At 63.2% G+C, this 12,866-nt stretch carries 3 protein-coding genes; 2 read left to right on the top strand and 1 reads right to left on the bottom strand.

What is annotated here, in order from left to right; all coding sequences use genetic code 11:
* Positions 1-123: 123 nt before the first annotated feature.
* On the bottom strand, positions 124-8,778 hold the full coding sequence (locus K3819_RS07575) for a retention module-containing protein (RefSeq protein ID WP_221398954.1): 8,655 nt from the start codon (positions 8,776-8,778) through the stop codon (positions 124-126).
* Positions 8,779-9,309: 531 nt separating this feature from the next.
* Here K3819_RS07575 and K3819_RS07570 point away from each other — a divergent pair.
* Positions 9,310-10,668 carry a TolC family outer membrane protein gene (locus K3819_RS07570; RefSeq protein ID WP_064383226.1) on the top strand — a complete coding sequence of 453 codons (1,359 nt, stop codon included), beginning with the start codon at positions 9,310-9,312 and terminating at the stop codon, positions 10,666-10,668.
* 33 nt (positions 10,669-10,701) lie between these two features.
* Complete coding sequence (locus K3819_RS07565; RefSeq protein ID WP_085611569.1) at positions 10,702-12,861, top strand: type I secretion system permease/ATPase; 2,160 nt, start codon at positions 10,702-10,704, stop codon at positions 12,859-12,861.
* Positions 12,862-12,866: the final 5 nt, after the last annotated feature.

Below are 12,866 nucleotides of genomic sequence, written 5' to 3'. Positions count from 1 at the left end.
ATGACCTTGCTCCGGGCGGCGATCCGACGAAGGCTCACTCCCAGGCAACACATCACTTGCGGCATGAAAAACCCGCCGTCCCGTTTGATCGGGGCGGCGGGTTTTGTCGTTTCAGCGTTCAGATCAAACCGTATCCACCTTCAACGAATGATCATTGAGCATGCCGTTGATGATGGTCGCCGTGTCGTGCCCGCTGGCGATCAACCCACCCGCCCCCGGCGTCACACCGTAGTGGCTGGCGAGGTTGACGCCGGCCAGGTCGATGGTCTGGTTCGGCGTGGCGCCGGCCATGGCGCTGACGTCGATGCTGGTCATGACCGAGGCGCCGCTGCCGGTGACGGTGAAGTGCAGGTAGTCATCCAGTGACGCCGACGTGCCGTTTTCACCTTGCAGCAGTTGCGACAGGTCGAGCTTGTCGGTGCCGGGGGTGAAGTCGGTGACGAGGTCGTGACCGCTGTTGCCCTTGAGCCACTGGAAGGTGTCGGCACCCGGTCCGCCGGTCAGGGTGTTGTTGCCCATCCCGCCGATCAGCAGGTCATCGCCCCCGCCGCCGTTGAGGATATCGTTGCCCAGGCCGCCGTTGATCACGTTGTTATTGTTGTCGCCGGTGAGGGTGTCGTTGAAGTTCGAGCCGACGAGGTTTTCGATGCCGGTCAGGGTGTCTGTGCCGGCGCCAATGGTGTTTTGCGCACCGAGCAGGCCGAGGTTGACCGTCACCCCGGCGGTCGCGTGGGCGTAGCTGGCGGTGTCGATGCCAGTGCCACCGTCGAGCAAATCGTTGCCCGGGCCGCTGTAGAGCAAGTCGTTGCCGGCGCCGCCGTGCAGTTCGTTGTTGCCGGAGCCAGCGGTGAGCACGTCGTTGCCGTCGCCGGCATTGATGATGTTGTCGCCGGTGCCCGCCACCAGTACGTCATCGCCCGAGGTCCCAGTGAGGGTGTGGCCGTCCTGATAGCTGATGGTCACGTTTGCCGTGTCGCTGCCGCCGTGGTTGTCGTTGGCGGTGTAGGTGCCGTGGTAGTCCGGGGTGATGTCGTGGGCCCCGGCGTAGTTGAGGGTCATGGTCAGCTGGTAGTTCTCCGCCGCGTTGGCGTTGCTGCCCGTGGTGTTGCTGATGTTGGTGATGTGGATCTGGTAGACGCCGTCGGACGTCGCGGTCAGGGTCTGGCCGTCCGCGAGGGCAATGTAAGCGCCGCCGTTGATCGAGTACTCCATGGTGATGTGACCGGCCGCCAGGTTGTGGTCCAGGTTGAGGGTTTCGCCCTGGCGCAGGTTGACGGTGATGCGGTCTTCATCGTTGGCGTTGGTGTTGGTCACCGCGCCGAGGTAGCCGCTGACCACCAGCACGGCGGTCATGGTGGCGGCGTTGGCGCTGAACGAGTTACGCACGTTGGCCAGGTTCTGATTGGCGGCGGTGTTGGCGTTGGTGCCGGTGAAGCTGATCGCGCCGCTGCCGGTGAAGTCTGCCGATCTGGAGACCCAGCCGGTGTTGAACGAGGTTGGCGTAGCGTTGAGGGTGTCGCCGTTGGGGTCGGTGTCGTTGGCCAGCAACAGTTCGCCCGGCACCACGATGTTGCCCGACAGCACGTTGGTGATGATGTGGTCGTCCGCCGCCACCGGAGGCGCGTTGGGGATCACTTTCACGGTCAGCGTCGAGCTGGCGAGGTCGCCATCGTTGTCGCTGAGGGTGAAGCCGATGTTTTCGGTGATCACCACGGCGGTGGTTTTTTGCGAGGTGTAGCTGTAGTCGCCGGTGTCGAGGTTGACCACCAGGGTGCCGCTGTTGTTGGTGGCGATGCTCAGGGTGTTGTTCACCGTGTTGAACGTGCCGTGGTTGGCGCCGCCGCTGGCGACCAGCGAACCCTGACCGCCGTTGGCTTTCGGGTCATAGGTGTAGGTGGTGCCGTCGACCACGATGGATTTGATGAACCCGCCATCGGCGCCGAACGTGCCGCCCTCGCCGATAAACGAACCGGTGACCGGCGCGCCCTGCACCGTGCCGGACAAGACCGAGTTCAGTTGATTGAGGTCGGTGACCACCACCGCGTTGGTGTTGGTGTGCGTGATGCCGTCGTACGCCAGCGGATCGAGGTTGGCGTTGCTCACGCCGCTGCCCAGGCCGATCGCGTAGTTCTTGATGTTGTTGGCATCGAGGAACGCCTTGAGCGTCGCTTCGTCGGCGGTGCCGATGTCACCCTCGTTGGGTTTGCCGTCGGAGAAGAAGTAGCCGACGTTCTGCGCCCCGGTGAGTTTGCCCGAGGTGTTGAACGCGTTGTACATGGTCGCCACAGCGGCGTCGTAGTTGGTGCCGCCGCCCGCGCTGAGGCTGGCCAGAAGGGTCTTGGCCGTGGCGACATCGACCCACACCGAAGTGCGGTCGGTGGCGTTGCTGCTGAAGGTGACGAGCTGCACTTTCACATCGCCCAGATCATCGTACTTGTCGAGCAAGGCGCTGATCGCCTGCTTGGCCAGTTCCAGCCGCGACAGGCCCGGCACGCCGGAGGCGTCGGCCATGCTGCCGGAGATGTCGAGGACGATGAGGATGTTGGAGTCGATCTCCACCGCCGCCACCGAACGATCCGACGCCACGGCTTTTGGCACGTCGTCGACGATGTTGACCACGATGTTGCTGGTGGTGCTGTTGCCGAGCGCATCGGTGGCTTTGTAGGTAAAGCTTTCGCTCAGGGTGTTCGGCCCGTCGTTGGCATTCGGCGTGGTTTTCGGCGCCGAGGTCAGGGTGTAAGTGTAGGTGCCGTCGGCGTTGAGCTGGATCTGCCCATAGGTGCCGGTGGCGCTGCCGACCAGGGTGTAGGTGATCGCCCCGCTGCCGCCGCTGACTGAACCGACCAGCGTGCCGGTCGCGGTTTCGCCGGTGTTGCCCGGCTCGCTGCCGGTGACCGTGCCGGGGGCGAGGTCTTGTCCGTCCTGGGTCAGGTCGAGGGCTTTTTCATAGACGGTGACGTCCTGATCGGTCGAGGCCACAAGCTTGCTGTCGGCGACGTTGACGGTGATGGTGGTGGTGCTTTCATCGCCGTCACTGTCGCGGATGGTGTAGGTGAAAGTATCGGTAGCGCCCGGCGGGCTCACCGAGTTCGGGTTGCTGTGATAGACCGCATTGCCCGCCGCATCGAGGGTCAGGTAGCCGTAGTTGCCGTTGATGTTGCTGTTGAGGCCGCCGATGGCCGAGGTCGCGGTGTTGCCGCCGGCGCGCACGCCGACCACGATCGCAGCGCCATCCGCGCCACTGATGTCATTGCCCAGCACGCTGATGTTGACCGTGCCGCCCTCTGCCACCGAGCCGGTGTCGGCCTTGGCGGTCGGCAAGTCATCGATGATGTTGACGTTGATCTGCCCGGTCGCGGTGCTGCCGTCGGTGTCCGTCGCCACCACGTTGAAGTTCTCGGTGATGCTGTTGGCGCCGTTGGCGGTCGGATGGGTTTCGTTATCCACCAGGGTGTAGCTGTAGCTGACCACGCCCGTGGCCGGGTCGTATCCGGTGATGGTCAACGTGCTGCCCAGCGGGGTGACGGTCGATTGCGGGAAGCCGGCGGCCACGCCGTTGGTCATCACGGCGATGCCGCCCACGGTCAGGGTTTGCAGACCGTCGAGGGCCGTCACGGTGAAGGTGCCGCTCTGGGTCAGCGCCGGGGTGTCGGGGCTGGTGCCGTCGCTGAGGTTTTTCTCGTAGACGGTGAGTTCGCCACCATTCACGTCGAGGCCGTTGAGGACCACCGGATCGTCGTTGTTGTGAATGTTCAGCACCAGGTTGGCGGTGCTGGTGTCGCCGTCGGCATCGGTCAGGGTGTAGGTGAAGGTCTCGGTGCCGTTGCCACCGCCGTGCAGGTTCTTGAAGTCCACATCGTTGGTGTTCAGCGTGTAGGTGTAAGTGCCGTTGGCGTTCAGCACCAGGGTGCCGTAAGTGCCAGTGAAGGTGCCGGGGGTGATCGGGCCGGCATTCGGGCCGGTCGCCACCACGTCGGCGCCTTGCACGTCGTTGGTCAGCACGTTGCCGTTGAGGGTCAACTGGTTTTCCGACGCGGTGCTGGCGTTGCTGTCGTTGATCGCCTTCGGCACGTCATCGACGATGCTGACCACGAGGGTGCTGGTGACGACGTTGCCCAGCGAATCGGTGGCCTGGTAGGTGAAGGTTTCGGTCAGGGTGTTGGCGCCGTCATCGGCGTGCGGGGTGGTGCTGGCCGGAGAGGTCAGGGTGTAGGTGTATGTGCCGTCGGGGTTGAGCACGATTTGCCCGTAGTTGCCGGTGGCGCTGCCGACCAGCGCGTAGCTGATCGCACCGACCGCGCCGGTGACCGAGCCGACCAGCGTGCCCGACGCGGTTTCGCCAGTGCTGGTCGGATCGCTGCCGGTGACCGTGCCAGCGGCCAGATCCTGGCCGTCCTTGGTCAGGTCGAGGGCTTTTTCGTACACGGTGACGTCGGTGTCGCTGACGGCTTTGAGGCAGCTGTTGTAGACGTCGATGGTGATGGTGGTGATGCTTTCATCGCCGTCGGAATCGCGCACGGTGTACACGAACACATCCACCGCACCCGGGCCGCTCACGGCATTCGGGTTGCTGTGATAGACCGCGTTGCCGTTGGCGTCGAGGGTCAGGTAGCCGTAAGTGCCGTTGATGTTGCTGTTGAGGCCGCCGATGGCCGAGGTCGAGGTGTCGGAGCCGGCGCGCACGCCCACTACCGCGCCACTGGCTGCCGGGCCGTCGGCGCCGCCGATGTCGTTGTCCAGCACGTTGCCGCTGACGGTGCCGCCCTCCTGCACCGACGTCGCGTCGGGTTTGGCGGTCGGCAGGTCGTCGATGATGTTGACGTTGATCTGTCCGGTGGCGGTGCTGCCGTCGGTGTCCGTCGCCACCACGTTGAAGTTCTCGGTGATGCTGTTGGCGCCGTTGGCGGTCGGATGGGTTTCGTTATCCACCAGGGTGTAGCTGTAGCTGACCACGCCCGTGGCCGGGTCGTATCCAGTGATGGTCAGCGTGCTGCCCAGCGGGGTGACGGTCGATTGCGGGAAGCCGGCCGCCACGCCATTGGTCATCACGGCGATGCCGCCCACGGTCAGGGTTTGCAGACCGTCGAGGGCCGTCACGGTGAAGGTGCCGCTCTGGGTCAGCGCCGGGGTGTCGGGGCTGGTGCCGTCGCTGAGGTTTTTCTCGTAGACGGTGAGTTCGCCACCATTCACGTCGAGGCCGTTGAGGACCACCGGATCGTCGTTGTTGTGAATGTTCAGCACCAGGTTGGCGGTGCTGGTGTCGCCGTCGGCATCGGTGATGGTGTAGGTGAAGGTCTCGGTGCCGTTGCCGCCGCCGTGCAGGTTTTTGAAGTCTGCATCGTTGGTGTTGAGCGTGTAGGTGTAGGTGCCGTTGGCATTCAGCACCAGGGTCCCGTAAGTCCCGGTGAACGTACCCGCCGTGATCGGGCCGGCATTGGGGCCGGTCGGTACGCGGTCGGCGCCCTGCACGTCGTTGGTCAGGACGTTGCCGCTCAAGGTGAGGTTGGATTCCGAAGCGGTGCCGGCGTTGCTGTCGTCCACGCCTTTTGGCAGGTCGTCGACGATGTTCACGTCCAGCGTCGCATTGGCGGTGGTGCCGTTGTCATCGACCACGGTCACGGCGAACTGCTCGTTGAGCACGTTGGCGCCGTTGGCATTCGGGTGCGCTTCGTTGTCGACCAGGGTGTAGCTGTAGCTGACGACGCCAGTCACCGCGTTGAAGCCGGTGATGGTTAGCGTGCTGCCCAGTGGCGTGGTCACCGATTGTGGGAAGCCAGCCGCCACACCGTTGGTGACCACGGCAATGCCGCCGATGGTCAGTGTGGTGACGCCGTCCAGCGCGGTGATGGTGAAGGTGCCGCTTTGGGTCAGCGCTGGAGCGTCAGGGCTGCTGCCGTCGCCGAGGTTTTTCTCGTAGACGGTGAGTTCGCCACCATTCACGTCGAGGCCGTTGAGGACCACCGGATCGTCGTTGTTGTGAATGTTCAGCACCAGGTTGGCGGTGCTGGTGTCGCCGTCGGCATCGGTGATGGTGTAGGTGAAGGTCTCGGTGCCGTTGCCGCCGCCGTGCAGGTTTTTGAAGTCTGCATCGTTGGTGTTGAGCGTGTAGGTGTAGGTGCCGTTGGCATTCAGCACCAGGGTCCCGTAAGTCCCGGTGAACGTACCCGCCGTGATCGGGCCGGCATTGGGGCCGGTCGGTACGCGGTCGGCGCCCTGCACGTCGTTGGTCAGGACGTTGCCGCTCAAGGTGAGGTTGGATTCCGAAGCGGTGCCGGCGTTGCTGTCGTCCACGCCTTTTGGCAGGTCGTCGACGATGTTCACGTCCAGCGTGGCATTGGCGGTGGTGCCGTTGTCATCGACCACGGTCACGGCGAACTGCTCGTTCAGGACATTGGCGCCGTTGGCAGTCGGGTGCGCTTCGTTGTCGACCAGGGTGTAGCTGTAGCTGACAACGCCGGTGGCGGCGTTGAAACCGGTGATGGTCAGCGTGCTGCCCAGTGGCGTAGTCACCGATTGTGGGAAGCCTGCCGCCACGCCGTTGGTGACCACGGCGATGCCGCCAATGGTCAGCGTGGTGACGCCGTCCAGCGCGGTGATGGTGAAGGTGCCGCTTTGGGTCAGCGCTGGAGCATCGGGGTTGCTGCCGTCGCCGAGGTTTTTCTCGTAGACGGTGAGCTCGCCGCCATTCACGTCGAGGCCGTTGATGATTACCGGGTCGTCGTTGTTGTGGATTTGCAGCACGAGATTCGCGGTGCTGGTATCGCCGTCGGCATCGGTGATGGTGTAGGTGAAGGTTTCAGTGCCGTTGCCGCCGCCGTGCAGCGCTTTGAAATCGGCGTCGCTGGTGTTGAGGGTGTAGGTGTAAGTACCGTTGGCGTTCAGTACCAGAGTCCCGTAAGTCCCGGTGAAAGTGCCCGCCGTGATCGGGCCGGCATTCGGGCCGGTTGGCACGCGGTCGGCACCCTGCACGTCGTTGGTCAGGACGTTGCCGCTCAGTGTGAGATTGGTTTCCGAAGCAGTGCCGGCGTTGCTGTCATCCACACCTTTTGGCAGGTCGTCGACGATGTTCACGTCCAGCGTCGCATTGGCGGTGGTGCCGTTGTCGTCGACCACGGTCACGGCGAACTGCTCGTTGAGCACGTTGGCGCCATTGGCGGTTGGATGCGCTTCGTTGTCGACCAGGGTGTAGCTGTAGCTGACAACACCGGTGGCGGCGTTGAAACCGGTGATGGTCAGGGTGCTGCCCAACGGAGTGACGATGGATTGCGGGAAACCTGCCGCCACGCCATTGGTGACCACGGCGATGCCGCCGATGGTCAGCGTGGTGACGCCGTCCAGTGCGGTGATGGTGAAGGTGCCGCTTTGGGTCAGGGCTCCCGAGTCCGGGTCGCTGCCGTCGCCGAGGTTTTTTTCGTAGACGGTGAGTTCACCGCCCTCGACGTTCAACCCGTTGATGATCACAGGGTCGTCGTTGTTGTGGATCTGCAAAACGAGGTTCGCGGTGCTGGTGTCACCGTCGGCATCGGTCAGGGTGTAAGTGAAAGTCTCGGTGCCATTGCCACCGCCATGCAGATTCTTGAAGTCCGCATCACTGGTATTGAGCGTGTAGGTGTAGGTGCCGTTGGCGTTGAGCACCAACGTGCCGTAAGTGCCGATGAAGGTGCCGGGGGTGATCGGGCCGGCGTTGTCGCCGACAGGTACACGGTCGGCGCCTTGCACGTCGTTGGTCAGGACGTTGCCGGTCAGGGTCAGTTGGGTCTCTGAGGCCGTGCCATTGTTGTCATCGAACGCTTTCGGGACATCGTCGGTAATGTTGACGTCGAGCGTGCCGGTCGCGGTGTCGCCATTGCTGTCGCCGGCAATCACAGTGAACTGTTCGCTGAGGTTGTTCGTCCCGTCGCCCGCCGCGTGGGTTTCGTTGCCGTTGAGGGTGTAGCTGTAGCTGACCGTGCCGGTGGCCGGGTTGTAGCCGGTGATGGTCAGGGTGTTGCCCAGTTGCGTGGTGATCGATTGCGGGAAACCGATCGGCACGCCACCGACGATCACGTTAATGCCGCCGATGCTCAGGCTGCTCAGACCGTCCGGCGCCGACACCGTGAAGCTGCCGGTCTGGGTCAGCGCGCCAGGGTTGGCAGCGGAACCGTCGGGCAGATTGGCTTCGTTAAGATTCAATTCGCCACCGGCAACAGACAGCCCGGTGAGTGTTACCGGATTGTTGACTGGCGGTGGTGGTGGAGTGATCGGCGCGGTGTCGTCACCGTTGTCGATCACCGCGTTGTGGCGTTCTTCGGGAAACTCGGGAATGCCATTGAAACCGGCGGTGGGGAAACCGATGACCGGATCGACCCGGCCGGCCACTTCGGTCAGCAACACGAAACTGTGGCCGCCACCCAGTGCGCCCGGCGCACCACCGGTGGCGCCGGGGCCGGCCGCTGTCGCTTCGGCGGATTGGGTCGGGTCATCGCCGGCGGCAATGGCTTTCTGGATCTGTTCGACGTCGGTCAGTTGCGACTCGCTCGGGGTCACCGCTTCCGGTGCATTGACGTGAGCCGCCTGATCGGCGAGCAATTGGCCGGTCATGGTCAGGCTGCTGTCGCGGCCGAGGGTCAGTTCCTGGCCGTTTTGCAGATGAACGGCAACCGCCCCCTGCGCCCCGGTGATCAATTGATCCCCTGCAAACAGACGATCGCCTTCGACCAGTGCGCGACGAGTGCCGTCCGCCGACTGAGCGAAAACCTGACCAATGACTTTAGTGACGATCCCGATGAGCGTTGCCATGTGCATTCCTCCGCTGCCGACCACCGTCGGCGCTGGTTTGCGAAGCAGCCCATGGCTCAAGCGGGTTGTCGGGGCGACGCTCGCACCTCGACAGTTCGTTTCGCAGGTTGTGCAGGTTCAGAAACTCCAGCGAAATCAAGCACTTGGAATATCTGTTCGCTGCAGCAGGCCCACTAGCGCTACGTAACGGTGGTGAATCACCCGAGTGACAAAAATCTGTCGCTCATCAGCCGCTACGCGTCCCTCCCCTTTAGCAGTACTTCGCCGTATGTCGCAAAGTGAGTGGAACTTTCCTCAAGCCTTTCTGTGCTCCCTAAAGCGCATAAAACAAAGGCTTTCGAGTGGAACAATGTGCTGGATTTGGCGAACCGCATAAGTTTTTTTTGGCATAACCCTTATGAAAATTTTTTCTTAGCTACGCTTCAGGATGTTCTTAGCTCTGTTGTTACAGGCATGAAACGCTTTTTACTAAAAATATCGTCAATAAATTGGCGACAGCGAAACACCATCAGGACTCAGGGAGATGCACCCATGCGCGTACTAACCCCCCTCTGCAGCGCGGTTTTGCTGGCCATGGCTTGCACTTCCCAAGCCCAGGCCATGAACCTCACCGAAGCGATCCAGAGCACCATCGCTACCCACCCCGAACTGGCCTCGCGCGTGGATGCGCGCCTGTCGGCTGATGAACAGGTGAAGGTCGCCAAGGGCGGCTTCTATCCGTCGGTGGATCTGAACGCTGCTTACGGGCGCGGCTACAGCGACAACACCAACACCCGGGCCTTCGGTAACCACCACACCGAAATCCTCAATTACACCCAGTCCGAGCTGCGGCTGCGGCAGATGCTGTTCGACGGTTTCAACACGGCCAACGAAGTCGAACGCACCAAGGGCGTTTCCAACTCACGCGCCTATTACGCGCAAGGCACCGCCCAGGATCTGGCCCTGCGCACCATCGAGGTCTACCTCGAAGTGCTCAAGCGTCGCGAACTGGTGACCCTGGCCAAGAACAACCTGCAGGCGCACTTGCGGGTCAACGACCAGATTGGCCTGCGCACCGAGCGCGGGGTGGGCAGCACCGCCGACTCCGATCAATCGGTGGCCCGGAAGGCGCTGGCGCAGAACAACCTCGACACCGCCGAAGTCGATCTGGCGGATGCCGAATCCAACTTCTACAGCGTGGTCGGGCGCATGCCGGATGAGCTGGAAACCCCAGCCTCGACCCGCGGCGAATTGCCCGCCACCTTGCCTGAAGCCCAGCAGAGCATGGTCGAGAACAACCCGTATCTGAAATCCGCCCAGGCTGACGTGCAATCGGCGGAGAGCCAGTACGAAGTCGCCAAGTCGCCGTTCTACCCGCGCTTCGACGCGGAAGCCGCCGTCGGCGCCAACAATAACGTGCAGGGTGACGAGGGCCACGACAACGAATGGCGGGTCGGCGTGGTGATGAACTACAACCTGTTCCGTGGCGGCAGCGATAAGGCGCGACTGGCCTCCGATGCGCACCAGATCAACCAGGCGATGGACATCCGCAACAACGCCCTGCGCCAGCTCAACGAGAACATTCACCTGGCGTGGAACGCCATGCTTAACGCCAAGAAACAGACCCCGACCGCCCGCGAATACGCCGAGACCACCAAGCGTGTGCGCGCTGCGTATCAGGATCAGTTCGGCCTCGGCCAGCGCACCCTGCTGGACGTGCTCGACAGTGAAAACGAGCTGTACAACGCCAACCGTCGCTACACCGAAATCCGCTACACCGAGGAATACTCGATGTACCGCGTGCTGGCGAACATGGGCCAGTTGTTAAGCAAGCAGCGGGTGGTGCTGCCGGCCGATGCGATTGCTGCGACCGAGGTGAAAAACGAAGCGCGCTTGCCTGAACTGAAGTAGTTCCGATGATGTAGTGCCAGGGGAGCGATCAATATGACCAGCATGCAACCCGGTAACACCGGGATCGATCCGCGGCTGAGCTTCGATGACCCGTTGCTCGACGGTCTGTTGATCCTCTGCAAACTGCACGGCGCGACGGTCAGTCGCGCCAGCCTGAGCGCCGGGCTGCCCCTGGACAAACAACGCCTGAGCCTCGACCTGCTGCCGCGCGCCGCAGCCCGGGCCGGGTTGCAGGCGCGCTTGCTGCGCCGGGAACTCAAGGACATCTCACCGCTGAATCTGCCGGTGCTGTTACTGCTGGGCAACGGGCGCACGGCAGTGCTGCGGCGTTTTAGCGAAGACGGCAAGGCGCTGATCCTGCCCAGCGAAGCCGACGGCGGCGAGCAATGGGTCAGCCGTGAAGAACTCACCGAACACTACAGCGGCCAGGCCCTGTTCGCCCGGCCACGGCATGAACTGGAAGACCTGCGCTCACCGCTGGTGCCGCGAGTGCAGGCGTGGTTTCGCGACACGTTGAAGCTGTCGAAATGGCTCTACAGCGACGCGATCCTCGCCAGTTTCCTGATCAACCTGCTGGGCCTGATGGTGCCGCTGTTCGTCATGCAGACCTACGATCGCGTGGTGCCAAACCAGGCCACGTCGACCCTGTGGGTGCTGGCCATCGGCTTGCTGATCGGAACCGGTTTCGAACTGGTGCTGCGAGTGGTGCGCGCGCACCTGCTGGACACCGCCGGCAAGAAAACCGATGTGATCCTTTCCGCGACTTTATTCGAACGCATCACCGGTATGGCAATGAAAGCCCGGCCGGCGACCATCGGCGGCTTCGCCCAGAGCATTCACGACTTCCAGGGCCTGCGCGAATTTCTCACCGCCGTGACCCTGACCAGCCTGATCGACCTGCCCTTCGTGGTGTTGATGCTGGTGGTGATCGGCTTGCTCGGCGGCTGGCTGGTGGTGATTCCGTTGCTGGCGTTTCCGATCACCATTGTTTTCGCAATGATCATTCAGGCCCGTCTGCGCGACACCGTGCAGAAAAGCCTCAGCCTCGGCGCCGAGCGTCAGGCGTTGCTGATCGAAACCCTCGGCGGCCTGGAAACCCTCAAGGCGTGCAGCGCCGAAAGCGAGCGCCAACACAAATGGGAAAGCACCCACGGCGCCCTCACCCGCCTCGACAGCCACGCGCGTAATCTCTCGGCGCTGGCCACCAACGGCACGCTGTTCATCCAGCAGTTTTCGGGGATGGCGACAATTGTGGCCGGGGTCTACAGCATCATCGCCGGCAATCTCAGCGTCGGCGCACTGGTGGCGACTTACATGCTCGGCAGCCGCGTGCTGGCGCCGCTGGGCCAGATCGCCGGGCTGATCACCCGCTACCAGCAAGCGCAACTGACCATGAAAAGCACCGATGCGCTGATGTCCCTGCCTCAGGAACGCGACGGCAAACAGCGGCCGCTGGAGCGCACGCAACTGCAAGGTGCGCTGGACGCCAACGCGGTGACCTTCCACTACAACGGTCAGAACGCCCCGGCCCTGAGCAACGTCAGTTTCAGCGTCAGACCCGGCGAACGGATCGGCATCATCGGCCGCAGCGGCTCGGGCAAAAGCACCCTGGCGCGACTGGTGATGGGCTTCTACGAACCGGACGAAGGCCAGTTGCTGCTCGACGGCCTCGACCTGCGGCAACTGGATGTCGCCGACCTGCGCCAGCAGATCGGCTACGTCGCCCATGACCTGCCGCTGCTGGCCGGCAGCCTGCGCGACAACCTGACCCTCGGCGCCCGCTACATCAGCGATTCACGGATGCTCGAAGTGGCTGAACTGACCGGCGTCACCGAGCTCGCCCGCCAGCACCCGCAAGGCTTCGACCGGCCGGTGGGCGAGCGCGGGCAATTGCTCTCCGGCGGCCAGCGCCAAGCCGTATTGCTGGCGCGGGCGCTGTTGCTCGACCCGCCGATCATGCTGCTCGACGAACCCACCAGCGCCATGGACAACAGCAGCGAAGACGTCTTGCGCCAGAAGCTGCACGGCTGGGTGCAGGGCAAAACCTTGTTGCTGGTCACCCACCGCACTTCAATGCTGAGCCTGGTGGACCGGTTGCTGGTGCTGGACAACGGCCGGATCGTCGCCGACGGTCCGAAAGAAGCGGTCATCGATGCGCTGCGCAAGGGCCGGGTCGGCTCGGCAGCGGTCTAGGAGTT

This window comes from Pseudomonas sp. 3-2 (assembly GCF_019710535.1).
Classification (GTDB): Bacteria; Pseudomonadota; Gammaproteobacteria; order Pseudomonadales; family Pseudomonadaceae; genus Aquipseudomonas; species Aquipseudomonas pharyngis.
This window is presented reverse-complemented; position numbering and strand designations above follow the sequence as displayed.

What these genes read in the sequence shown, in the direction of transcription:
- K3819_RS07565 (WP_085611569.1), top strand. Translation starts at nt 10,702, where the DNA reads ATGACCAGCATGCAACCCGGTAACACCGGGATCGATCCGCGGCTGAGC.
- K3819_RS07570 (WP_064383226.1), top strand. Translation starts at nt 9,310, where the DNA reads ATGCGCGTACTAACCCCCCTCTGCAGCGCGGTTTTGCTGGCCATGGCT.
- K3819_RS07575 (WP_221398954.1), bottom strand. Translation starts at nt 8,778, where the DNA reads ATGGCAACGCTCATCGGGATCGTCACTAAAGTCATTGGTCAGGTTTTC.